This is a genomic window from Pedobacter sp. CG_S7 (assembly GCF_040544395.1).
Taxonomy (GTDB): Bacteria; Bacteroidota; Bacteroidia; order Sphingobacteriales; family Sphingobacteriaceae; genus Pedobacter.
The window spans coordinates 25,598-50,038 of sequence record NZ_JBEONS010000012.1 but is presented as its reverse complement, the minus strand read 5'-3'; the positions used below and the strand labels follow the sequence as shown (position 1 = coordinate 50,038).

Below are 24,441 nucleotides of genomic sequence, written 5' to 3'. Positions count from 1 at the left end.
TAACAACCGATATGAAAGCAGCCGTTATTGACTTGGGCACCAATACTTTTCATCTAGTTATAGCCAATATTGCTGATGGAAAAGTAAAAGTGCTTTATAAAACCAATATCCCGGTAAAATTAGGCGAAGGCCGTTTAAATGAAAACATCATTATACCTGAAGCTTTTGAGAGAGGGCTTCAGGCCTTATTGCAATTTAAAGAAGAAATTTCAAAACATCAGGTTACTATCGTAAAAGCTACAGCAACCTCTGCCATTCGCAGTGCAATAAATGGTAGTGATTTTGTAAAAGCGGCTAAAGAAAAAGCAGGAATAGCCATTGAAGTGATCAATGGTGAGCAAGAAGCCAGTTATATTTTCAAAGGGGTGCAAGCAACGGGCGTAATTACCCAAACTTCTTTAATTATAGATATTGGAGGTGGCAGTACAGAGTTTATCCTGTGCAGGCCGGATGAAGTGCTATGGAAAAAAAGTTATAACATAGGTGCAGCCAGGCTTATGCAAGCCTTTTTTAATTCAGACCCGATCAACGCTGCAGATCAATTACTTATTAAACACCATTTGGCAACTGAACTTAGCGATTTAAAGTTAGCTTGTACCTTGCACCGCCCAACTATACTCATCGGTTCTGCCGGCGCCTTTGAAACCTTCGCGGTTCTTTTGCAAAAAAACCTGGATTTGAAAAGTATTGCCTCCACACCTATCTCACTTCCCGCTTACAGGTTTTTAGCGGCACAATTAATTGCTTCAACACATCAGGAAAGAAAACAAATTGAAGGTTTAATTCCATTAAGGGTAGACATGATTGTGATGGCCGCTATGATAACGAATTATGTGTTGGATGAATTTAAATTGACAACAATCAATTTATCTACTTACGATTTGAAAATGGGGGTATTATATAGCTTAGCAAGTAAAAAAACTATAGAGTAGAAAGTGCTAAATATAATTTTTCTGTTGGCAAACCCATTACATTGGTATAAGAGCCAATAATTTTTTCAACTGCTACCATTCCAATCCAATCCTGTACACCATAAGCACCAGCCTTATCATAGGGATTATAATGGTCTATGTAGTACTGAATTTGTTTCTTGCTCAGGGCTCTGAAATAAACTTCGGTCACATCATAAAAAGAGGAAACCTGATCTGCAAAAGTCAGGCTAACCCCGGTATACACTTCATGACGGCCACCAGATAACTTTGTCAACATTTCCAATGCATGCTGAGCATCTTCAGGCTTGCCCAATATTTCATTGTCGTGCGCCACAATAGTATCTGCTGTAATCACTAAACTATCCTTGTAATCGGCCATAAATGCGCCCGCTTTTTTTTCGGCAATGTAAACAGCAATTTCTGCCGGATTAAGACCTTCTGGATAGCTCTCTTCCACTTCTTTCAAAACAACCTTAAAATCAAGGTCCATTAATGATAATAATTCTTGTCGACGGGGAGATTTGGAAGCAAGTATAATTGGAAGGTTTTGCGTATACATTATTATAATTTTATGCAAAAATAATAAAAGCGACCTAAAGCCGCTCTTATTATTTTAAAAAATCAATCTAAAAAATGGAAACTTACATTTTCTTATGTTCGTGGTGTTTCTTGTTTCCACCACGTTTTTGCATTGCAGCTTTTCTTTCTTCTTTCATTGCTATGTACGCTTTTTTCTGATCTTCCGTTAAAAGGGAATTAATTTTAGCATCATTAGCTTCTGCAGCCGACTTCATTTCCATGCGTTTGGCTTTTTGATCAGCACTAGCCTCTTTCATGTGTGTAGTCATCTGAGAAGCCTGCGCTGTATAAATGGTCAAAACTTTTGCTTTTTGATCTTCAGAAAGTTTCAACTTTTCAGCAAGTTTTTCTGTGTTTCTTTTCGCTCTATCTTCTGGTGACATTTTACGACCACCATCTTGTGCATTTGTCATGGTGATTACACCAAATAACAACCCGCAAATCATCAATAACTTTTTCATATTCTTTTATGTTTTGTTACTGATTAGTGAAGAAAACTACCGCAAGGTTTAATACTTATCAGTAACTATTTTGTTGCATTAAAAAAATGCTTACTTCGCAGAGTCGGAAGCGGAGGGGTTTTCATCGAACCATTGGCCCTGTACCTTTAATACTTTCTCAATTACATCCCGAACAGCGCATTTACCACCAGCAAGTGGAGAGATGTAGGTTGATATCGCTTTAATTTCTTGTACGGCATCTGCCGGACAAGTAGGTAAGCCAACCAATTGCATGACTTTATAATCGGGCATATCATCGCCCATGTACAGTACTTCAGCATGCTGCAAGCTATGCTGTTCTAAAAAATCCTGGTATACTCTTACTTTATCTGACACGCCAAGGTAAGCCGCTTCAATACCTAATCCGGCGAAGCGCTTTTGCATGGCTTGTCCGCTGCCACCTGAAATGATACAAACATGGTATCCTTTTTTCACGGCAAGCTGCAGTGCATAGCCATCCTTGATATTAAAAGTACGCAAAAACTCACCGCTGTCTGAAGCGAGGATATCACCATTGGTTAAAACGCCATCGACGTCAAAAACAAACGCGGTAATTTCTTTGAGTTTTTGCAAAAACATCTCTATATACTTTTAAACTAATCCTGATTATCACGCCATTCGTAAACCCAGGCAGATTGGATTTGCTCCAGGTGACCTTCATTACTTTCTTCTTTAGTACCTTTGAAGTTTGGTAATTCTAGCACCCACTGCAATAACTCAGTAAACCTGATGCGGTAAATTTTACCTTCATTAAATTCATCACCAAACTTTTCGTATAATTCCTGAGCGATATCTTCGTGATCGTTCCAGTATATGGGCAGAGAAAATTTATCTTGCATATTGTCTTTTTCTATTGATTAGTGGCCTAAAAATTCTGATTGATCGGGTATAGTAACTTCAATATCTCCATTAATTACCACACACTGGCAACCCAGTCTGGAAATAATTCTAGGGCGTACTGCACGGTCAATAAAATCTTCCTCTTTATCGGAGATCTCCTGTATATTGTCCATTCCCTTATTCACATATACATGGCATGTACTGCAACCGCAAACACCACCACAATTATGTTGTAACTCTATACCGTGATCAAGGCATGCGTCAAGCACCGATTCCCCACCAGCAATGGGAAGTTCCATGGGGTCTTTACCTTTTTCTTCAAAATTTATTCTTAATTTATAAATACTCATAATTTGTTTTCAAAAATAAGCAGCAAAAACGGCAATCTTGTTATAGATATGTTTTTTTAATGCTTTTGCTTAAAGTTTCATAGATATTAACGAGTTCCGGAGTGCTTTTTAATAATTGTAAATGCTTTCGCATTGTTAATTCATCATTCCTTATCGCCGGACCGGTTTGCACTTCTTTCGGCAAAGCTGATTGTACTTTAGCAGCAGTTTCGGTAATTAAAGGCTTAAGCATGTCAAAGTCCAAATGGTTTCGCTCAAGGATGTCTGCACTGATTTGGTATAAATGATTTGTAAAATTACAGGCAAAAACTGCAGCTAAATGTAATATCTTCCTGTCAACACTGTTTACCTGATAAATTAAAGGACCAAGCTTTGCTGCTATTGACCTCAATTTAGTTAAGGTTTCTTCCGAATCTGCTTCAATACATAAAGGAATAGTAGAAGGATCTATTTTACGATTTTTAGAGAATGTTTGAAGGGGATAAATTACACCGTAATTAGTCAAACTTAAATTTGAAAAGACATCCATCCCTGTTGCCCCAGAAGTATGTAAAACCAAACCTTTAAGTTCAGTTAATTTTGAAGCAACCTCAATTATAGCATCATCTTTAATACAGATCAGGTACAAATCTGCATCCTTATCAATTTCGTTTAAATTATCGATGGCCTGGCTTTTTAAAACACTTGCCAATGCTTGTGCATTAGCAAGTGTTTTACTCCAAATCTGGACAATTTCTGCACCGCTAGTTTTAAAAGCACTGGCGAGGTTTGTTGCCACATTTCCGGACCCAAGACATACGATTTTCATTATGACTTATTTCTTTCTGTTTAGTTCTTTTCTTCTTTTAACAATCGAAATACAGAAACCTACTACCATTACTATGGTACCTACCCAATAAAGGTTGATATAAGGAAATTCGATAGACTTAAACACAACCCAATCCTTTGCTTGCTGTGGCTTCTCATAAACTTGTAATTCTACTTTATTTTCATTTGGAAGAATTTTAGTAAATCTTAACCTTAAACTTAATTCCTCAATGTTTCTGGCAAAGTCAAACGTGTTATTTCCTTTAATCAAAAATAATGGTTCTGCTTTAAACAATTTACCATTAAGGTCAACCTCCAGAGGCAAGCCTACTGCGATATCTTTACCTTCAAGCTTCAAGTCTTTAACAACCGGCTTGAAGTTAAGTGCTTTTACAGTAATAATTCCGCTGCTGGTATGAATAGTATCCCCGGCACTGACAGTAAGAATTCTTGGTGCTTTGTAGTTCTCTTCTTCTGAATGCCCTTCATGAGAACCATGTTCTTCAGTTTTATCAGGAGCACTGGTAATGTGGGTATAAATATCAGTAGTAAGGTAATGTTTGGTATCTGGAGAAGCAATTAAGCCCATCTTTTCATTCACCTGAACATGAGGATTCAAATCAAAATCTTCTTTTACTTTACCTGTCTTTTTATCAATAACTTTGAAGTTAAGTTTGTAATAAGTATTAGGTGCAATAGTAGTATCACTAACATAAGTAACCGTATATCGACCCATTTCCTTGGGCTCACTTCTGTATAAAACCATGTTTTGACCTGGCTTCTCTACTTTTTCAAAATCTTTAACTGGAATAAAGTTACTGGCATTAATGGATATTGGTCTGCTGGTTGCCGCAGCTACCAACGCACCCAATAACAACAAAGCAAAACCCATGTGTGCAACAGCAGCACCAACAAGCTTACCTCTTCCACCGAAGCCTTGTGTAAGTACCCGGGCATTTGAAGCAATAGCGAAAATACAACTAAAGGATAGCAAGATATACATCAAATTACTGTAAACACCTGTTATCCAAACAAATAATCCAGTCACCACTACTGCAATCACAATAGAGGCCACTAAGCTGCTATAGAATTTACGGGGATCAGTTCTTTTATATTTCAAAAACTGGGAGAAACCAGAAATCATAGTCACCAATATTGCAAAGGGAGCCTGCCATTGGTTATAATATTTAATGGCATCAATTGGAGGGGCGAAATTAGTCCCAAATGCAGCATTAAATACCGGCACTGAGGTAGAGAAAATTACCTGGATACAGGCAACAGTAACTACTAGTGCTCCAATAAACATCCAGAATTCCCTTGAATAGGTTTCTTCATCTTTATTGGTGATGGGAAGTTCTTTCCACCTCAATATCAATAATACTGTTGGAATGGCAAGGAACACCACATTATATAAAATAAGATGGCCAAACATTCCTAAATCTGTAAAGGAGTGAACAGAAGTTTCACCTAAAATACCACTTCTGGTTAAGAAGGAAGCATACAATACCAATATGAAACTTAAAACAACCAATACAATAGCGGTAAAGAATGCATGCCCGGTATTTTTATAAGCAATCATTACATGGACTCCGCCAATTAACATTAACCATGGGATAATAGAAGCATTCTCAACGGGATCCCAAGCCCAGAAGCCACCGAAGTTTAATGCTTCATAAGCCCAGAAGGAACCCATAATGATCCCTGTACCTAGAATCATTACAGCAAATAATGCCCATGGCATTGCAAGTTTAACCCATTCTTTATATTGTTTTAACCATAACCCGGAAACGGCATAGGCAAAAGGAATTATCATACTGGCAAAACCAAGGAATAAAGTTGGCGGGTGAATAACCATCCAGTAATTTTGAAGCAATGGATTTAGGCCCCTGCCATCAGTAATAAACTTAAGGTAATGTTTGAAGTTCTCCGGATCAGCGAATACCACCGGTGCCATATCTTTAAGATTTACAGCATCCCTCAATAATATAAAAGGGGAACTTCCTATACGTTCGCCAAAAATCTCGACACCTAAAAGCATCGATGTTAAAAACACTTGAGAAAAGGAAACAACCGTCATTACACTGCTTTCCCATGATTTTGCTTTCCATATTAATAGCGCACCCAAAAAGGATTGCCAAAATGCCCATAACCAGAAACTTCCTTCCTGACCTTCCCAGAAAGCAGAAATAATATAGTAAACAGGTAATGCTTTTGAAGAGTGAAAATAAACGTAATAATATTCGTTATAATGATTAAGTATAAGGTAAAACAACGTAATTCCTATCGCTATTACACTGACCCAGTTAGTAAGAAAAGATATTCTTCCAATCAGCTGCCAAGACTTTTCTTCTGCCGGATTTTTACGGGCTGAAGTAGCAAGAAAATAAGCGATGGTGGAAAGCAAAGAAGCTGCAAATGCCAGTACAATAAAGAACTGTCCGATTTTACCGGGAAGGAGGGTTTCTCCAACAAATTGTATATCCATTAAAAATTATTTGTATTGTTTAACTTGTCCATCTTGCTTAACTTCTACAAGATCATCATTATATTTAGAGGGGCACTTCATTAAAATTTTAGAGGCATAGAAAGTATCATTCTTCATTTCTCCAATAAGGACTAATTTCTCAGAACGTTCAAAATCCTGCGGTTTGGCTCCATTGTAAACAACTTTATTCACAGCCCCTTTGGCATCTTTCATGTGAAAAGCAAAATGATTAGCATCTTTTTGGGCATCATAATACATGCCTTTTTCCTTTTCCCAATTACCAACTACATGAAATTCTCTTGAATCTTTAGCGGCTTCGCTGAATGTAGAATAGTTACTGGTATCTGCGTTTAGGCTAAATAAAACGCCAACACATATTGCGATGGTAATTAATCCTATTATTGCGCTCTTTCTCATTGTTTTTTAGATTTGAAGAATGACCTCAAAGATAAAAAATATACCTCCCCAAATGGTTTACAATTTCTGTAAATCAAATTAATGACAGTATATTGATAGTTCTCAAACAAAAATGACTTAGGCGAACAACAAAAAAAAAACCGCAGCGAATTGCTGCGGTTTTTTAATTATTCAATAAATTAAAACTAAGCACTTAAGGCCAAATCCCTAGGTTCATGTAAGATACGGCAATTTTATCGATAGATCCAACAAAAGCTGAAGTTCTTAATGTTTTTACTCCCGGCTTGTTCATTAAGGTTTCTCTAATTTCATGATAAGAGTGTATCATGGTATCTTCTAAACCAGAGTTAACTAACTCTAGTTCAGAGGCTCCCTTCACTAACATAGAACGATGTTCGGCAGGAATGCTCTTACCTGTTAAAGATTCAAGGGTATTAATTAAATTTGCATTTGAATTTTCAGCATAGCGATTTTCCATACGTCCGAAAGCAACATGGGAAAGATTTTTCAACCATTCAAAATAAGAAACCGTTACCCCACCTGCATTACAATACATATCAGGAATAATTATGCCCCCCATTTCGGTAAAAATAACCTCTGCTTCCGGAGTTGTTGGCCCATTGGCACCTTCAGCAATAATCTTCGCTTTTATATTTCTGATGTTATCTTCTGTAATTTGATTCTCTAATGCTGCAGGAACTAAAATATCACAAGGTTGTTCTAAACCTTCCATAGAATTTTTAAATTCTTTAGCACCAGGAAAACCTAGTATAGAACCGGTTAATTTACGATGTGCAAAAACTTCGTCAATATTTAAACCATTCTCGTTATAGATGGCTCCCTCAAATTCACATAATCCAACAATTGTAGCACCAAATTCAGCCAGGAATTTTGCAGAGTGATAACCTACGTTACCTAAACCCTGAACAATAACTTTTTTATCGCCAAGGCCTGCTTTAAGGCCTATTTTTTGCATATCCTCACCAACACTCACACATTCCCTAACGGCATAGGCAACACCTCTGCCAGTTGCTTCCTTACGGCCACGGATACCGTGTAGCGCAATTGGCTTACCGGTAACACAACCTAATGCATCCAGCTGACCAGGATTCATGGTCATATAAGTATCTGCAATCCAGCTCATTTCACGTTCACCAGATCCATAATCAGGGGCAGGAACATCAATACCAGGACCAATAAAGTTCTTTTTTATTAATTCTGTTGTATATCTACGAGTTATAGTTTCTAATTCACTGATGGTGTAATTTTTAGGGTTAATCTTTATACCCCCTTTAGCACCTCCAAAAGGAACATTAACAATCGCACATTTGTAAGTCATTAATGCCGCTAAGGCCATTACCTCATCTTCATTAACCATTTCACTGTAACGGATGCCGCCTTTAGTTGGGCTCATGTGATGAGAGTGCTCTACGCGCCAGGCATCAATCACTTCAAATCCATTTCCTCTGCGAATAGGGAATTGAAAACGATACACACTGTTACAAGCTTTAATTTGAGTTAGCAACCCTTCTGGATGGGAGGTAAATTGCGCGGCACTATCAAAATTCTTACAGACATCTGTAAAAAAATTTGTCTCGTTTGCTGTATTAGACATTTTTGTTTTTATGAATTTAGTTATTCGTTTTCTTAGGATGCAAATTTGCACTAAAAAAAACAATTAATGCAAATCAAAAACCCCTTAGTGTACTCGAAACACTACAGCAAAAAGTGATAAAAATCAGGGATTAAACCATTTAAAATTAGTTTTTAACTATTGTTTTTTTTTCTAATTTTTTTAATCTTCTATCTATAGTAAATAGGAATAGCAACAAACCAAAGAGAATTACGCCTACACAGACTACAACTACATAGATTTTTTCAGAACCATACAAGGTATCTGTTACTGTTGAAGAGCCATTTTGTGCAAATAATTGCAGCGTCATGAGCAGCATTAAAAAAGTTGCGGAAATTGATTTCATTGGTATATATTTTTTTTAAAGGTGATGAAGCTTTCAAAAGCTACATTTTAACTTATAAAGTGTTATTGCTTTTTTCTAAAGTACGAATGCGGTACAGAATGGTATAAATCCAGTAGCCGATCAATATCCAACCCAGGCAAGCGGGATAAAACACCATACGCATTCTGCTGTCTAAATCGTAAGAATTAAAACCTGGATTACCTCCATTTCCTGGATGCAGAGAGTCTGAAAGCCTTGGCAAGACAAACAATAAAACGACCATCATTGGGAATGCAAATATGTTATAAATGGCAGAAATTTTAGCCCTTTTTTGTTCTTCATCTATTGCATTGCGCAAAACTAGATAAGCACAATATAATAAAAGTGCAATAGCAGCAAAATTCTGCTTCACATCAAAACTCCATGCCTGTCCCCAGGTAAATCTCGCCCAAATAGCACCGGTCACAATTCCTAGTATTCCAAAAACAATACCAGCATTTACACTTTCAACGGCCTTTAAATCATCTGAAGAACTTCCTGAATTCAAGTATTTAATGCTATGATAAACTGAAACACCAAAAAGAACGATCATCGAAAACCACATGGGTACGTGGAAATAAAGATTTCTAATACTTTGATGTAAGATAGGTAAAGCAGGCACACTGCCTAAAAAGCCATACACGCTAGTATATACAACCAGGACTGCGCCCAAAATTTTCCACCAGGATTTATACATTGATATTGATTTTAATCAGCCCAAAGGTAATCATCTGTTTGTATATTTCTATTTTTAAGCAGCAAATGTAAAGCAGGGGTTGTCAGATTTTAGTCAGGATTAAACCTGAAGTGTTCCTATTAAATTGAAATCATGCCTTTTAGAAATTGTTATCAGACATGATTATGAAGCATATTATCTTGCTTTGTTGGATTGATCACTACAGCTTTATAATTTTTCCATCCCCTGTGACTGTAACTGATCACTACCCTTTCCCTAGGATGGTCAATTTCTGGCAACATTTCTAACAAAGTATATAATTTTTTAAATTCGGTTGGAATATCCAAATCATCAGGTAAGATGAGTTGGATTTCATCTCTAAATTCAAAGTGTCTCACCCCTTTCCATCCTGAATCTGCTAAGTGATCGCGCAGATTTTGATAAAGCTGTTCCTTGTACTTGTGCATAAATTAATTTAACAGGGTTTTTGTGCTAATTCAACGTATATAACTTCAAGTTCAAATTTACTAATTAAATGAGTATAACATAGCAGATGAGTTAATAAATACTAATCACGCCACAAATAAGGAAAAAGCAATAACGACACCGCCCCAACAAGTACATTGATCACCAGCAATAAACCTATTTCATCTAAACTTACACTCCTGTCTAAACCGTCAATTGCATTTTTTGTTAACTTAATTAACACTATCAAAACAGGTATAATTACTGGAAAACTTAAAATAGCCATCAACATGCCCCCATTTCCAGCTTTAGATGAAATGGCAGATACCATTGTAAATATGGTAGAAAAACTTAAGCTGCCTAGTAAGGTTGCAACAATATATAAACCCAAATCTTCAGGCACATAATCAAAAACCAGCATATAAAAACACAGGGCTATAATGGTTAAAACCATCATTAGCATCACATTATAAATGGTTTTTGAAATAATTAGAGCTATAGGACTCGCAATGGTATAAATATACAATTGCCTGCCCTTACTTTCCTGCAGGAAACTTTTCGAAACCGCATTGATAGAGGCAAATAACATGATGATCCAAAACAGCGCATTCCAGGTGATGGGCACGACACTGACCAAGGATAAAAAACAAACAAAAATGGTTGACACAACATAAAGCAATACGCCATTTAAAGCATATTTAGAACGCCATTCTAGCAGCAATTCTTTTTTAATTAAATGCTGTACCTGTTTAAACAATTGCATGCGCTGGCCTCCTTACCGTTACCAGGAATAAAGCACCAGTTAAAATGACAAACCATCCCCATTTATATTTAACCAATCCCGCAGCAAGATTAATTATCTTTTTAAAATGAATGAAGTTAAAAGAATCGTGAACTTTAAAATAAATTCCAACTAAAGTTAGGAGCACCAAAACAATTGTTGCCCAACCAACAAACTTCAAAAGCCCTGCTTTTTGAGTAAATGCAGCCACAAGCCCTAAAAGCACCAATATATAAAATATGACTGCTAGTCTTTGATCTACATCAAAATAGTTCCAGTTACCTAAAACCGGTACACGGAGCAAAGGACAAAATCCACCGGCTGCCATTACTACCGAACCTATAACACCCTGATTCCTCATGTTTTCAGCTCTAATTAATTCTGCTTAATACCCATTTTATCAGCAAAATGCGCACAATAATCACGTAGATCTTCCACAATAAGAGTCTCTCCAGTAGCTTTCAAAAAGCTATCACCCATGGTTTGTAAAGTTTCATAAAAAAACCTTTTCATTTCATCCACAGGCATGTCTTTGGTCCACAAATCTATCCTTAACGAATTCTTGTAATTATGGTCCCACAAGGCCAGCATCATAGATCTAACAGCAACCTGCTCTTTTGTTTCCGAATCCGTTGATTCCCATACCATAGTTTCAGGAACATTATTATCATCGAGCTCAACAGTGATTTTTATCTCAGCTTTCTTCATTTCTCTAATTAAAATAATACAATTTTTATAATAAGTATCAGTACAACAGTAAATACAACAAATGCACCCTCCACAATCCATAAGTTTTTCATGGATGGAATGGACTTCCTGAAAATCAAGTCAGAAATAAAGGAAACCAGGGCTCCCAAAATACATAAACCAAAAAGCAACAAATTGATACCACGTTCTACATGTACGCCAAAACCTTTAAACACAAAAAAACCACCGGCCACTAAGCACAATGCTGTGATTAAGTTTAAAGGCGTTAGCCTGATTTTGGACGCAGTTACTTTTTGAACTTTTTCTTTTTCCATGTAGGCGTTCTGTCGTTTTTCTTTGGTGCCGGCGCAAAGACTTTCTTCTTCTCATGAAAAGCCCCCATAAAAGTAGGATCATCTTTTTTCTTTTGAATATCAATTTCCTTTGCAATGGCCTGTCGTTCTTCAAAAGGAGTTTCTTCCACAAAAACATCAGCGGGCAAAGCTACAACAGGAATCTGTTGTCTGATCAGTTTTTCTATCTTCTTGATGTAATATTTTTCTGCTTCCGTACAAAAAGTTATCGCATCACCTGTAGAAAAAGCCCTTCCTGTACGACCGATACGGTGCACATAATCTTCAATAATGATAGGAACATCAAAATTAATAACATGGCTAACTTCAGTAACATCAATACCACGGGAAGCCACATCAGTAGCTACCAAAACCCTAATATTACCTTCTTTAAAACTATTGATGGAGTTGATTCTTGTGTTTTGCCCTTTATTAGCATGAATTACCCTTACCGCATCAGCACCAAACCTTCTTAAAATAAAACTAAAGATATTATCGGCAACAGTCTTTGTTTTACAAAAAATAATCAGCCTTTTAAACTCTTCATCATTCTTCAATAAATTTTGAAGCAAGTTGATTTTCGTTTTAAAGTTTGGCACTTCATATAAACATTGTGTAACCGTTGCTGCAGGAGTAGCCTGCAGGGAGGTTTCAATAATAGTGGGGTGTTTCAAGAAATCACCGGCAATTTTCTGCACCAGTTCACTCATTGTAGCAGAGAATAAAAGATTTTGTCTGCGGCGTGGCACAACTTCTAAAATTCGGTGTATGGAACCAATAAAGCCCATATCCATCATTTTGTCGGCTTCATCTAAAACTAAAAACTTGATGTATTGCGTGTTGATATGTCCGGCAAGGTATAAATCTAAAAACCTTCCGGGGGTTGCGATAATCAAATCTACACCTTCTTTTAGTGTAGCAATTTGGGTTTTGGGACCTAAGCCACCGTATATCACAGCTGATCTTAAATCCGTATATTTAGAGAACATTTTCACATGTTCAGCAATTTGCATGGCAAGTTCACGAGTTGGCGCAAGAATTAAAGCCCTTGCAGACTCACCCTGTGCATATTTTAGTTGCATCAGCATCGGTAAAACATAGGCAGCAGTTTTTCCTGTTCCGGTTTCTGCTATCCCACATATATCCTGTCCGGAAAGCACGGGTGCGATAGCTTTTTCCTGTATTGGCGTTGCTACGGTAAACCCCGCATCTTCAACGGCATTTAAAATTTGTCGGTTGAGATTGAACTCTTCGAATTTTTTGGGCATTTTGCAAATATACGTTTATTTATAGGATGGATAATTACATTTTTATAGCTTTGGAGCTATGGATACCATTCTGATAAAAGCAGCCACCCTTGTTAACGAAGGTCAAATCTTTGTTGCTGATGTATTGATTAAAAACGGATTGATAGAAAAAATCGCGCCGAATATCAGTCACCCCCAAGCCAGGGAAATCAATGCCCAAGGTTTGCACTTGCTGCCCGGCATGATCGACGACCAGGTACATTTCAGGGAACCAGGATTGACGCATAAAGCAGATATTTTCTCAGAAAGCATGGCTGCAGTTGCCGGAGGGATCACTTCTTACATGGAAATGCCCAATACAGTACCGAATACATTGACGCAGAAACTGCTGGCAGACAAATATGAAATTGCCTCAGAAATGTCTCTTGCCAATTACTCTTTTTTTATGGGTGCTTCTAACAATAACCTGGAAGAAGTATTAAAAACAGACCCAGCCACAGTATGTGGAATCAAAATATTTATGGGCTCATCCACAGGGAATATGTTGGTGGAAAATGAAAAAGTATTGGAAAACATTTTCAAAGATGCGCCAATGCTGATCGCTACACATTGCGAAGATGAGCAAACCATACAGCACAACCTGAAGGTTTTTAAAGAAAAATACGGCGACAACCTCACCATTGAAATGCATCCTTTAATTCGCAGTGCTGAAGCTTGCTATCTTTCTTCGTCGATGGCTGTAGCATTAGCAAAAAAACACAATACACGTTTACATATCCTGCATATTTCTACAGCGGGGGAAGTTGCCCTGTTTGATAATCAACTTCCATTAAAAGAAAAAAGAATCACTGCAGAAGCCTGCATTCACCACCTTTGGTTTGACGACAGCGATTACGCCACCAAAGGAAACTGGATTAAATGGAACCCTGCAGTAAAAACCGCTGCAGATAAAGATGCCATATTAAAAGGTTTATTAGATGGGCATATCGATATTATTGCCACAGACCATGCACCACATACCATTGAAGAAAAGGAACAACCTTATTCACAGGCCCCTTCTGGAGGCCCCTTGGTGCAACATGCTCTTTCTGCTTTATTGGAAATGTACCACCAAAAGAAAATAAGCTTAATACAGATTGTTGAAAAGACCGCACATAACGTTGCTACCTGTTTTAATATTGATAAACGCGGTTTTATTAGAGAGGGTTATTGGGCCGACTTGGTACTGGTAAACCTAAATGACCCGGTTACGGTTACTAAAAATAATATTTTTTATAAATGTGGCTGGTCACCATTTGAAGGACAAACCTTTCAGGCTGAGATCACTCATACCTTCGTTTCTGGCAACCTAGCCTATGAAAAAGGCAAGTTCACTACCAACGAAACTGGAAAAAGATTAGCTTTCAATAGGTAATATGACTGAAATCTACAGGAAAAGCTGGAGGAAGTTAATCGTTACTTTAGTCATTACAGGAGTTGTATTTTTGTGGGGACTTAACAGCAGCCTCACCGAAAACCTGTATTCCAACACCTTATACCCTGTTATTTCTGTAACCTTAAGAACCATCAGTTCCATTTTCCCATTCCCTCTTGGTGATGTCTTATACCTTCTTTTGGTCGTATATATCATCAGGAGTATTTATATTTTTTCTAAAAATCTTTTTAAGAAGAAATTAAACAAAACCCATCGCCTGTTGGTACCATTACAGGTACTCAACTTCACCTTAATCCTATATATTGCTTTTAAACTATTGTGGGGTTTAAACTATTCCCGTCCTTCAGTTTCTAGCAACCTGGGTATTAGCAATAAAAAATACAGCGAAAAAGAACTCGTGTTTCTAGCAGAATTACTGATTAATAAAATCAACCACCTAGAAAGCTTAAAAAAGACACATCCACTTATTAAGAAAAGACAATACACTATAATAGAATTGCAGGCCCGGGCCACGAAGGCCTATTATAAAATGAGTCAGGAACAAGCCTTCTTCAGGTACCGCAGTCCAGTTGTTAAGCCAGTTTTAAACAGTTGGCTCATCACCAAAATTGGCTTAGAAGGCTATTACAATCCTTTATCAGGCGAAGCCAACGTCAACATGCGCTTACCACAAGAAGACTTACCCTTTATAACTTGTCATGAAATTGCACATCAAATTGCTGTAGCCCGAGAAGATGAAGCCAATCTGATCGCTTACCTGGTAGCTACGAATAGCACAGACCTCAATTTCCAATATTCAGGCTATTACGCCATTTTAAGAAATGTACTTTTTGAAGTCAGGCTTATCGCCCCTCAACATTATGAAGCCCTGTATAAAAGCATCAATCTGGCTACGCTACAAGAGTACAAAAACGGTATGGCATTTTGGCAAAAATACAATAACGAAATGTTTGGCTACATGAGTGCTACCTTAGATGGTTTTTTAAAAATCAATAACCAGTATAAAGGTGTAGACAGCTATCAGGACATTGTTTTATGGGTCTACAATGTCCATGAAAAAGAAATAAGAGAAAAACATTACAGCCTTAAAACAAAAATCCCTTAAAACATTCCTAGATTTGTGAGACTATGGCAAAAATATCCATTAACCTGGCAACAGGTTCTTTACAACAAGAAGAAATCATTGTTGGTATTGATTTAGGCACCACCAACAGTTTGGTAGCCTATATTAATCCAGAGAAAAATCCACAAGTCATTAATGATATGGGCAGAGGTATATTAGTACCCTCAATTGTTCACTTTAATGAAAAAGGAGATGCGCTTGTTGGCAATGAAGCCAAAGAATTTTTAACCACAGACCCTGAAAACACCATTTTTTCTGTAAAAAGATTATTGGGCCGCTCCTATAATGATGTGGCAGCACATCAGGATACTTTTTCCTACAAGGTGATAGACGACGATAAGGAATCACTGGTTAAAATTAAAGCAGGCAACCGCTTTTATACACCCATTGAATTATCGGCAGAAATATTAAAAGAATTAAAAAGCAGGGCAGAGCATTCTTTAAAAACACCGGTTAACCGGGCAGTAATTACCGTTCCTGCGTATTTTAACGACAGTCAGCGCCAGGCCACACGTGATGCTGGAAAACTTGCTGGTTTAGATGTTTTGAGGATCGTTAACGAACCTACCGCAGCAAGTTTAGCTTATGGTATAGGTTTGGATCCTTCAGAACATAAAACCATTGCAGTTTACGATTTAGGTGGTGGTACATTTGATGTATCTATATTAGCCATACAGAACGGTATTTTCGAAGTATTGGCTACCAATGGCAATACTTTTTTAGGTGGAGATGATTTTGACCGTGCCATTGTTCATTACTGGATAGAAAGCAACAAATTAAAAGAGGCCGAATTACAAGCCAACCCTGGTTTAATGCAGCAACTGCGTTTAAAAGCAGAAGAAGCCAAAATTGCACTGACGACACAAAACATTTACAACGAAAAGTTGGGTGATATATGGTGCAGCATCACCAGGATTACTTTTCAGGAACTGATAAAAGTTAGAGTGCAGGAAACACTTGATTCTTGTAAGCAAGCGCTTAAAGATGCTAAACTGAAAACTACAGCTATTGATGAAGTGGTATTAGTTGGTGGTTCAACCCGCACACCTTATGTGAAACAACAAGTAGCCGATTTTTTTGGTCGCCAACCACATGACCAAATCAACCCCGATGAGGTTGTTGCCCTTGGTGCGGCCATCCAAGCAGATATTCTGGCGGGTAACCGTTCAGACATCCTTTTATTGGATGTTACACCATTATCCCTTGGTATAGAAACCATGGGTGGCTTAATGGATGTCATTATTCCAAGAAATGCAAAAATACCTACTAAAGCAGGCCGCCAATATACTACTTCTATCGACGGACAAGTGAACATGAAAATCTCCATTTTTCAGGGGGAACGTGACCTGGTAAAGGAAAACCGGAAACTTGCGGAGTTTGATCTTAAAGGGATTCCAGCGATGCCTGCGGGTTTTCCAAAAGTAGATATCAATTTCCTTTTAAATGCTGATGGTATATTAACTGTTCAAGCAGTAGAATTACGCTCGGGTGTTAAGCAGGAAATAGAGATTACCCCTGCTTATGGCTTAACTGATGATGTGGTAGAGAAAATGTTGGTTGACAGCATTACTTATGCTAAAAGCGATGTAGCCCAACGCATGCTTATTGAGGCCAAAAGTGAAGGTGAGCAATTGGTTTATACTGTAGAACGTTTCATCAGTAAAAATGGACAGGTATTAGACGAAGAAGAAACCAAAATTACATTGGTACATATTGAGGCATTAAAAGCTGCTTTACAAGATGGAGACAAAGATTTGATTCTTAAAAAAGCAGATGACCTGAACGAGTTTACTCGTCCTTTTGCAGAACGCTTAATGGACCTCGCGGTATCAAAAGCCATGAAGGGTAAAAGTGTAGATTAAATTACCAGCACAGCTTTAACTTTAGCTAGCTTTATGTAATGAAGGTTTTCCTGATTTACGTACTGCTTTTTAGCCTGCTGTTAACTTTAAGCTCCTGGGGCTTTTTTGCACATATTCGAATTAACCGTCTGGCTGTTTTCACCATGCATAGTGGCACAGCAAAGTTTTATAAATCCAATATTGTTTACTTAAGCAATCATGCCGTAGATCCCGATAAACGGCGTTACGCAGATACTGCAGAAGCAGCACGCCATTACCTTGATGTAGAGCTTTATGAAAAAGACATCGACAGCATTCCACGGAAATGGGATGATGCCGTGAAAAAATACGGACAAAAAAAGCTGCAGGAAAACGGTGTTCTCCCCTGGCATATACAACGCAGTTATTACAAGCTTGTAAATGCTTTTAAACAAAGAGATTCTATTAAAATCTTAATTTATTCTGCTGCCATTGGCCATTACATTGCCGATGCCCATGTACCCTTACATACCACAAGCAATCATAATGGGCAACTCAGCAACCAGCTGGGCATACATGCATTTTGGGAAAGCAGGCTACCAGAATTATTCTCGGGGCAATACAATTATGTGGTAGGGAAGGCACCTTACCTGGAGGATCCTTTAAAAGAAGCCTGGAAAATTATTAGCCATACCCATCTTTTGGTAGATTCAGTTTTAACTTTGGAGGCCAGGCTTCGTACCAGTTTCCCAGGGCACCTCAAATACAGCTTTTCAAAAAGAAACAACCTGTTACAAAGACAATATTCTGAAGCTTATTCTAAAGCTTACCATGAAGCCATGAATAAAATGGTAGAAAAACAAATGCGCTCGGCCATTATATTGACCGGTGCTTACTGGTATTCTGCATGGGTAGATGCTGGTCAGCCGGTATTAGAAAACTTAAAAAAAGCTGAACCTTCAGTAGCCGAAAAGCAGGAAATGAAAAGAGAATATGAGAAATATCTCCAAGGAAAAATAATAGGCAGAGAACCCTAGCGCTATTTTCGCTGCAAATTGACTAAATTTGCCATTAATGGATGTTATAGATGTATTTATAATTGGTGCGGGCCCTATAGGCTTAGCCTGCGCAATAGCAGCACAGCAAGCGGGCTTGTCTTGCGTCATTGTAGAAAAAGGCTGTTTGGTTAACTCCCTATACAATTATCCTCAAAACATGACCTTCTTTTCCACTTCAGAGAAACTAGAGATTGGTGAAGTGCCCTTTGTGTCCAACAATCCAAAACCTACCCGTGCTGAAGCATTAGAATATTACCGCAGAGTGGCTCTAAAATTTAACCTGCCAACCCATTTATTTGAAACGGTTGAGTCGATTAAAAAAGAAGTTGTGTTTGAAATCAGGACTTCCAGAGGATTTTACAAAGCGAATAACGTTATTGTATCAACGGGTTTTTATGACCTTCCAAATACCATAAATTTCCCCGGTGAAACATTGCCAAAAGTTATGCACTATTATAAAGACCCGCACTATTATGCCATGCAGCAGGTAATTGTGGTGGGTGCCAGCAATTCATCTGTAGATGCAGCTTTGGAAACCTATAGAAAAGGTGCCCAGGTAACAATGGTTATTAGAGGTGCAGAAATAAGTGACAGGGTAAAGTATTGGGTGCGCCCAGATATTATTAATAGAATTAAAGAAGGCAGTATTACGGCACATTTCAATTCAACGCTTAGCGCGGTTCGGCCGTTAGAGGCTGATATACATACCTCAAACGGACTGATTACCATACCCAATAATTTTGTATTAGCGCTTACAGGTTATCGCCCTGATTTTAATTTGCTTCAAAAATTCGGTGTAAATCTTTCTGCAGATAATAAGTTGATTCCAGAACATAACCCCGCAACCATGGAGACCAATCAAAAAGGCCTTTACCTGGCTGGGGTAGTTTGCGGAGGGATGGATACGCATCTTTGGTTTATCGAAAACTCCAGGGAGCATGCGGTAAAAATCATTAAAAACATACAATCAAAAATCAATGCCTTGAATTAGTACTCACAAAAAGCTCACCCCCCTCTTTGTAATAGAGCTAACAACAGCCACCCCCAGGCGTGCATACCGCTGCTGAATTAGCAAGATTTGTCAATTGAATTTTTTGTTTTTCCTCAGGAATACCACATTTATCCATTGCAAGGCAAGCAGTCTTTTTGGAAATCAGTAAGAAGCTTTTGCCGTCATAAGCCAAATCATATTTACCGATTGTCTCTGCCTGATATTCCACTTCAATCTCTAAATCTTCCATGCCTAGTATCTTTTCTGAAAGTGATATGATATTTAGCAATTTGCTTGCTTTAAGGCGGTGTTCAAAATCATTAGCATCCCACAACTGAAAGTTAGCTACTTTTTCATGACGCACGGTGCCACCACAGTCAATAAAATCCTTTGTAATGATTCCTACTTCTGTTACATGGAAGTGCTCTGGCACAAGATTACCGTTTTCCAATTGAAAATTAACGCTTGCAGCGTCAGCTAAATAGTTTTTGATTTCTGATAGTTTCATAATTGAGCTATTTATAGTAATTATATTATTGCAATTTAACGATTAATGTTAATAAAAAAAGGTCAACAGCAGTTTGCTGCACCTTTATATGATGCTAGGAAAGCACCTATTTGTGTTTCCAATAACTTCCATGTTTTAGGATTAATGCAATAGCAAACGCTAACGCCTTCAATTGTTCCCTGTATAATCCCTACGCTTTTTAATTCTTTCAAATGCTGGGATATAGTAGCCTGAGCAAGGCCCAATTCGGTTACAAGATCGCCACAAATACAGGTGTCTGAAATAAGAATTCTTTGCAGAATTGCAATACGCGCAGGATGAGCCATCGCTTTTAACAGCTGCGATAACTGGTTCTGTTCAGCCGTGAATATTTCAGATTTTGTAAGTCCCATGTATTGCAATATTACGATTATAAAATGAAGATTAAAAATATAATTTAAATTCCAACATTGGTATGACTTTGCTTATTTTTATTTCCATGCAATTGCGACGAATGCATGTAAATAAAAATTCAATAAAACCACCAAATAAAAATTCCATAAGTAAAGATTTAGTTAAACGCTAAGCTCTAAATAAACAGCTTCATTAAGCTTAAGAAATGAATTCATTAAAATAGAACAAATGAAGAGAAAAACTACACTACCTTTTCTTCCTTTTTCTTCATTTTTGATTTAACCGCAGCAAATATTGCAGGGAGGAAGGTTACAACAGCAATGAAGATAATAACGATATCAAAATTGTTTTTTACAATCGGTATTTGTCCGATGAAATAACCTGCTAATAATAAACTCGTTATCCAGGCAAAACCACCTGCAACATTATAATAAGTAAACCTTCCGAAAGGCATTTTAGCGATACCAGCTACAAAAGGCGCTATGGTTCTGAAAATAGGCAAAAACCTACTGAAAATAATAGCTTTACCACCATGTTTCTCAAAAAACTCATGCGACTGGTGGTAATACTCCAGCTTCAGGATTTTATTCTTCTCACTAAAGACCCGAATTCCTAAAATACTGCCAAGCTTATAATTCAGGCTATTCCCTAGTATAGCAGCAATAATTAAAATTAAGAGCATGATCCAAATACTCAAACCAGTATTTCCACCTGCAATTAAAGTACCCATGGCAAATAAAAGAGAATCACCAGGTAAAAATGGCGTTACCACAAAACCTGTTTCCGCAAAAATGATTAGGAAAAGAATAAAATAGGTCCAGGTTTGATAATTCTGAATAATCAACTCCAAATGCTTATCAATATGGAGGATAAAGTCAATAAATTGCGAAAAAAATTCCAATGCTTTTTTAATTAAGTAGCAAAATTAATAATATCATAGCAATTACCATGACTTCATTAAACGGTTAAATGTCATATTAATTATAATTGTTCAGCATAACAGGCATCACCAACATAAGCACGTTTTCATTTTCATCATTGGTTTGAGGAATCAATAAACCGGCACGGTTTGGTGTAGAAAGTTCTAAAGTAACTTCCTCACCGCTCAGGTTGGTCAACATCTCAATTAAGAACCTTGCATTGAAGCCAATTTCAAGGTCTTCTCCTTCATATTGACAACTTAGACGTTCATGAGCTTCATTTGCGAAATCTAAATCCTCTGAAGAGATATTTAACTCACTACCATTAATTTTTAAGCGAACCTGATGGGTGGTTTTATTAGCAAAAATAACTACCCGCCTTAAGGTATTCAAAAACAAGGCACGGTCGATCACTAATTTATTAGGATTATTAGCTGGAATAACCGCTTCATAATCTGGATAACGTTCGTCAATTAAACGACAAACCAAATTAATATTATCAAATTTAAAGAAAGCACTCGTAGCATTATAATCTACAGAGACATTGATATCTCCGGTAGGCAATGCCGCTTTCAATAAAGTCAATGCTTTTTTAGGCAGAATAAAAGAAGCAGTTTTATCTGCTTTGCTATCTGTGCGTCGGTATCTGACCAATTTATGAGCATCTGTAGCAACGAAAGTAATGTGCTGATCAGAAAGCTGGCAATATACACCCGTCATAGCCGGACGCAACTCATCGCTACTCACCGCAAATATGGTTTTGGTGATGGCTTCGCTCAACACGGATGCAGGAAGGTTTACCGAAGAAGCATTTTCTACTACAGGTATTTTAGGGAAATCGTCCCCATTTTCACCACTCAATTTATATTTCCCTTCACCAGCACTAATTTCAATAGAGAAGGTATTGTCGTCTATATTGAAAGATATCGGTTGATCTGGAAGTGTTTTTAAAGTATCCAATAAGATTTTTGCCGGCACAGCAACTTTACCATCCTCTTTAGACTCTACAGGCAAAGAGGTTGTCATGCTGGTCTGCAGATCTGTGGCAGAAATGGTGAGGTTGCCTTCTTTAATCTCAAAAAGAAAATTTTCCAATATCGGCAAAACAGTACTGCTGCTTGAAGCACCATTTACCGTTTGTAAATGTTTTAAAAGTGTAGAAGTGGAAACTATAAATCTCATAATATCTTGTCAATTCTCAAAAATATAAAAATAACCTTGCATCCGTAGGTTTACTGGCATAATGTTGAAAAAATAACATGCATTGTTGCTTTTCGCTCTTTCAGAACCGATAAAATTAACCTCCGCTAATGGAAAATTTAGGGTTAACGCAATCATAACGCAATGGTAACACAATGATAACGCAATAAATGATTGGGTAAACATTGCTATAAAATTGTTTTTTCTACGCTTAATTACTGTGGCTATTAGCCGGGTATTATACAGTTGTTAGCTATTTAATGCAAAATCAAAATGGCGATGGGGCAAAAATAAAAAAAAGGCATCCAGAATTTCCGGATGCCCCTTAATCGTTTTCACGAGACTATTTTTTACAACCCAAAGTTGAATGCTGCTCTAATACCAACAAATGAACGGGTGTTACTATTTTTAGACCATCCTTCATAGCGTACACCCAAATCAATAGCTGCTTTGTCGGCTACTGGAAATTCGACACCAATACCTGGTGCATAAGCGAAAGCAGTTTTACCACCATCTTCAGTAGAAAATGCGGCACCTAATTCTCCACCACCATAAAAGTTCTCGGCAAAGAAATACCTGATACCAGCTTTAACCGGAATAGTTCCAAAACTATTAGTAAATCCTAAAATTTCCTTACTTTTAAAACTGATGTAACCTGCACTTGCGGTAAAGTTTAAATTAGTAGCTACTGGCACCTGGTAAACCAATGAACCACCGACACCTAAATTATATACGTCGCCAAAGTTACCAACTGGCAAACCGAATTCTACACCCACACCTAATTTCTGACCGTTCATTGCCGGATCTTTTTGTGCTTGAGCGGTAAGGCCCGAAAAGGCTAAAAAGCCTGTAATTGCTGTAAGTAAAAGTATTTTTTTCATATTCGCTCTTTTAAAATAAGGCAATAAACTCACCTTGTTTATTACCTTATCAAAAATTTTGCCAATCAATTGCTAGTATGCAAAAATTTACTTTTTAACCGCCGGTCTGCCCGGTATTGGTCGAGTTCCTTACCAGCACCAATTAAGTCATCGGTTGATAAAAATGCAGCACCATCTGCTACTAAATGGTAAAAAACTTTACGGCCAGGATTAGCTGCAGCACTTTTGTCTAAGTTACCCATAGTGCCTAATATGCAGGCAATCCCTTTGCTGTTTAAGTAACTATAAACAGCTTTATCCGGAGCCGAAACACCTACAAAAGCAACAATTCGGTTATTGGGCACCCCCATTTTATTTAAACGATCCAGGTCTTCTTTTCCTTTTATCGAAGCAGAAATCATGAGGTCGGGCGCTAATTTATGAAACGCTGCTGCTTGCCCCGAGTTATAAGTAATAACAATAGAATTACTCTCTGAATGGGTTTGGCGTATAGCCTTAATAATTTTTTCGTAGGGAACTCCTCTTTTGATGTCTATTGTAAAAAGCACTTTATTTTTCCCCCAGCGCAAAACTTCTGTTAGCGTCGGAATTTTATATTTGGTTACCTCGCCCTGTTCGTCTTTTAAGCTAAAGGATTGTAATTTCTGGTAGGTATATTGTTCTATCAACCCAGTTCCAGTAGTGGTGCGATCCAGTTTATTATCGTGCATAATCACTAATACCGAATCTTTACTTAATGCAACATCAAATTCTATAACCACAGGCTGGTACCGGGTGGCATTTTCAAAGGTCGCTATACAGTTTTCTGGAAAACCCGGCATCGGCCCTCCCCTATGGGCACTTAGCAAGGGGTAAACGGTTTTTTTGGCATCTAAAAACTCCCGCAACTCAGCGGTATTCCTGAAAGATAAATGGTGTTTTTTTTGTGCGCTGCCAGCCATAGAAAAAAGCAACAGCAGCAGCAAAAGTAAATTGAATCGTTTCATGGCCAAAAAT

Annotated in this window: 29 protein-coding genes; 6 read left to right on the top strand and 23 right to left on the bottom strand. The window is 37.6% G+C overall.

The window, feature by feature from the left end:
• Positions 1 to 11 precede the first annotated feature (11 nt).
• Positions 12 to 932: a Ppx/GppA phosphatase family protein gene (locus tag AAKU52_RS08650; protein WP_354332355.1), complete on the top strand. Its 921-nt coding sequence runs from the start codon at positions 12 to 14 to the stop codon at positions 930 to 932.
• Here the strand turns inward: AAKU52_RS08650 and AAKU52_RS08645 are convergent.
• The 17 genes from AAKU52_RS08645 to AAKU52_RS08565 all read right to left on the bottom strand — a co-directional run bounded on the left by AAKU52_RS08645 (position 922) and on the right by AAKU52_RS08565 (position 13,137).
• Positions 922 to 1,491 carry a Maf family protein gene (locus AAKU52_RS08645; RefSeq protein ID WP_354332353.1) on the bottom strand — a complete coding sequence of 190 codons (570 nt, stop codon included), beginning with the start codon at positions 1,489 to 1,491 and terminating at the stop codon, positions 922 to 924. The two genes, AAKU52_RS08650 and AAKU52_RS08645, sit on opposite strands and share 11 nt — an antisense overlap.
• A gap of 82 nt (positions 1,492 to 1,573) precedes the next feature.
• Positions 1,574 to 1,972, bottom strand: a complete 399-nt coding sequence (locus AAKU52_RS08640; RefSeq protein WP_354332351.1) for a DUF4890 domain-containing protein — start codon at positions 1,970 to 1,972, stop codon at positions 1,574 to 1,576.
• A gap of 90 nt (positions 1,973 to 2,062) precedes the next feature.
• Positions 2,063 to 2,590, bottom strand: coding sequence for a KdsC family phosphatase (locus tag AAKU52_RS08635; protein ID WP_354332348.1), 528 nt, complete (start codon positions 2,588 to 2,590; stop codon positions 2,063 to 2,065).
• Between the two features lie 17 nt (positions 2,591 to 2,607).
• Positions 2,608 to 2,850 (bottom strand): Fe-S cluster assembly protein IscX, encoded by a 243-nt coding sequence (gene iscX, locus AAKU52_RS08630; RefSeq protein WP_354332346.1) that lies wholly within the window; start codon positions 2,848 to 2,850, stop codon positions 2,608 to 2,610.
• A gap of 18 nt (positions 2,851 to 2,868) precedes the next feature.
• Positions 2,869 to 3,201 (bottom strand): 2Fe-2S iron-sulfur cluster-binding protein, encoded by a 333-nt coding sequence (locus AAKU52_RS08625; protein ID WP_354332344.1) that lies wholly within the window; start codon positions 3,199 to 3,201, stop codon positions 2,869 to 2,871.
• 40 nt (positions 3,202 to 3,241) lie between these two features.
• Positions 3,242 to 4,009, bottom strand: coding sequence for a Rossmann-like and DUF2520 domain-containing protein (locus AAKU52_RS08620; RefSeq protein WP_354332342.1), 768 nt, complete (start codon positions 4,007 to 4,009; stop codon positions 3,242 to 3,244).
• Between the two features lie 6 nt (positions 4,010 to 4,015).
• Positions 4,016 to 6,493: a cytochrome c biogenesis protein CcsA gene (ccsA, locus tag AAKU52_RS08615; RefSeq protein WP_354332339.1), complete on the bottom strand. Its 2,478-nt coding sequence runs from the start codon at positions 6,491 to 6,493 to the stop codon at positions 4,016 to 4,018.
• Positions 6,494 to 6,499: 6 nt separating this feature from the next.
• Positions 6,500 to 6,910 (bottom strand): cytochrome c maturation protein CcmE domain-containing protein, encoded by a 411-nt coding sequence (locus AAKU52_RS08610; protein ID WP_354332337.1) that lies wholly within the window; start codon positions 6,908 to 6,910, stop codon positions 6,500 to 6,502.
• 193 nt (positions 6,911 to 7,103) lie between these two features.
• Entirely contained in the window at positions 7,104 to 8,525 is a 1,422-nt protein-coding gene (locus AAKU52_RS08605; protein ID WP_354332335.1) for a Glu/Leu/Phe/Val family dehydrogenase, read from the bottom strand.
• A 145-nt stretch (positions 8,526 to 8,670) separates the two neighbouring features.
• Entirely contained in the window at positions 8,671 to 8,889 is a 219-nt protein-coding gene (locus AAKU52_RS08600) for a CcmD family protein (RefSeq protein WP_354332333.1), read from the bottom strand.
• A 52-nt stretch (positions 8,890 to 8,941) separates the two neighbouring features.
• Positions 8,942 to 9,604, bottom strand: a complete 663-nt coding sequence (gene ccsA, locus AAKU52_RS08595; protein WP_354332331.1) for a cytochrome c biogenesis protein CcsA — start codon at positions 9,602 to 9,604, stop codon at positions 8,942 to 8,944.
• Positions 9,605 to 9,756: 152 nt separating this feature from the next.
• The gene (locus AAKU52_RS08590) at positions 9,757 to 10,050 is read right to left on the bottom strand and encodes a hypothetical protein (RefSeq protein ID WP_354332329.1); all 294 of its coding nucleotides are present in this window, start codon (positions 10,048 to 10,050) and stop codon (positions 9,757 to 9,759) included.
• A gap of 101 nt (positions 10,051 to 10,151) precedes the next feature.
• On the bottom strand, positions 10,152 to 10,811 hold the full coding sequence (locus tag AAKU52_RS08585) for a heme exporter protein CcmB (RefSeq protein ID WP_354332327.1): 660 nt from the start codon (positions 10,809 to 10,811) through the stop codon (positions 10,152 to 10,154).
• Positions 10,798 to 11,190 carry a hypothetical protein gene (locus AAKU52_RS08580; RefSeq protein ID WP_354332325.1) on the bottom strand — a complete coding sequence of 131 codons (393 nt, stop codon included), beginning with the start codon at positions 11,188 to 11,190 and terminating at the stop codon, positions 10,798 to 10,800. The genes AAKU52_RS08585 and AAKU52_RS08580 overlap by 14 nt, the downstream gene beginning before the upstream one ends.
• Before the next feature lie 14 nt (positions 11,191 to 11,204).
• Complete coding sequence (gene gldC, locus AAKU52_RS08575; protein ID WP_354332323.1) at positions 11,205 to 11,537, bottom strand: gliding motility protein GldC; 333 nt, start codon at positions 11,535 to 11,537, stop codon at positions 11,205 to 11,207.
• A gap of 8 nt (positions 11,538 to 11,545) precedes the next feature.
• Complete coding sequence (locus AAKU52_RS08570; RefSeq protein ID WP_354332321.1) at positions 11,546 to 11,851, bottom strand: hypothetical protein; 306 nt, start codon at positions 11,849 to 11,851, stop codon at positions 11,546 to 11,548.
• Positions 11,824 to 13,137 carry a DEAD/DEAH box helicase gene (locus AAKU52_RS08565; protein WP_354332318.1) on the bottom strand — a complete coding sequence of 438 codons (1,314 nt, stop codon included), beginning with the start codon at positions 13,135 to 13,137 and terminating at the stop codon, positions 11,824 to 11,826. Before AAKU52_RS08565 ends, AAKU52_RS08570 begins: the two co-directional genes overlap by 28 nt.
• 58 nt (positions 13,138 to 13,195) lie before the next feature.
• Here AAKU52_RS08565 and AAKU52_RS08560 point away from each other — a divergent pair, with 58 nt between their 5' ends.
• From AAKU52_RS08560 to AAKU52_RS08540, 5 genes are read left to right on the top strand one after another with little or no spacing between them, the layout of a single operon-like run.
• Complete coding sequence (locus AAKU52_RS08560) at positions 13,196 to 14,530, top strand: dihydroorotase (RefSeq protein ID WP_354332316.1); 1,335 nt, start codon at positions 13,196 to 13,198, stop codon at positions 14,528 to 14,530.
• A 1-nt stretch (position 14,531) separates the two neighbouring features.
• A complete protein-coding gene (locus AAKU52_RS08555; protein WP_354332314.1) occupies positions 14,532 to 15,656 on the top strand; it encodes a DUF3810 domain-containing protein in 1,125 nt (374 codons plus the stop codon).
• Positions 15,657 to 15,679: 23 nt separating this feature from the next.
• On the top strand, positions 15,680 to 17,536 hold the full coding sequence (gene hscA, locus AAKU52_RS08550; protein WP_354332312.1) for a Fe-S protein assembly chaperone HscA: 1,857 nt from the start codon (positions 15,680 to 15,682) through the stop codon (positions 17,534 to 17,536).
• A gap of 38 nt (positions 17,537 to 17,574) precedes the next feature.
• Positions 17,575 to 18,531 carry a zinc dependent phospholipase C family protein gene (locus AAKU52_RS08545; RefSeq protein WP_354332310.1) on the top strand — a complete coding sequence of 319 codons (957 nt, stop codon included), beginning with the start codon at positions 17,575 to 17,577 and terminating at the stop codon, positions 18,529 to 18,531.
• 37 nt (positions 18,532 to 18,568) lie between these two features.
• Entirely contained in the window at positions 18,569 to 19,543 is a 975-nt protein-coding gene (locus tag AAKU52_RS08540; RefSeq protein ID WP_354332307.1) for a YpdA family putative bacillithiol disulfide reductase, read from the top strand.
• 37 nt (positions 19,544 to 19,580) lie between these two features.
• On the opposite strand, the gene AAKU52_RS08535 is transcribed toward AAKU52_RS08540, so the two are convergent.
• From AAKU52_RS08535 to AAKU52_RS08510, 6 genes are all read right to left on the bottom strand, one after another.
• Complete coding sequence (locus AAKU52_RS08535; protein WP_354332305.1) at positions 19,581 to 20,051, bottom strand: DUF6428 family protein; 471 nt, start codon at positions 20,049 to 20,051, stop codon at positions 19,581 to 19,583.
• 62 nt (positions 20,052 to 20,113) lie between these two features.
• Positions 20,114 to 20,443 carry an ArsR/SmtB family transcription factor gene (locus AAKU52_RS08530; protein ID WP_354332303.1) on the bottom strand — a complete coding sequence of 110 codons (330 nt, stop codon included), beginning with the start codon at positions 20,441 to 20,443 and terminating at the stop codon, positions 20,114 to 20,116.
• Between the two features lie 242 nt (positions 20,444 to 20,685).
• A complete protein-coding gene (locus AAKU52_RS08525) occupies positions 20,686 to 21,345 on the bottom strand; it encodes a VTT domain-containing protein (protein WP_354332301.1) in 660 nt (219 codons plus the stop codon).
• Positions 21,346 to 21,421: 76 nt separating this feature from the next.
• Positions 21,422 to 22,546, bottom strand: a complete 1,125-nt coding sequence (dnaN, locus tag AAKU52_RS08520; RefSeq protein WP_354332298.1) for a DNA polymerase III subunit beta — start codon at positions 22,544 to 22,546, stop codon at positions 21,422 to 21,424.
• 368 nt (positions 22,547 to 22,914) lie between these two features.
• Positions 22,915 to 23,445, bottom strand: a complete 531-nt coding sequence (locus AAKU52_RS08515; protein ID WP_354332296.1) for an outer membrane beta-barrel protein — start codon at positions 23,443 to 23,445, stop codon at positions 22,915 to 22,917.
• A 65-nt stretch (positions 23,446 to 23,510) separates the two neighbouring features.
• Complete coding sequence (locus AAKU52_RS08510; protein WP_354332294.1) at positions 23,511 to 24,431, bottom strand: glycerophosphodiester phosphodiesterase family protein; 921 nt, start codon at positions 24,429 to 24,431, stop codon at positions 23,511 to 23,513.
• Positions 24,432 to 24,441: the final 10 nt, after the last annotated feature.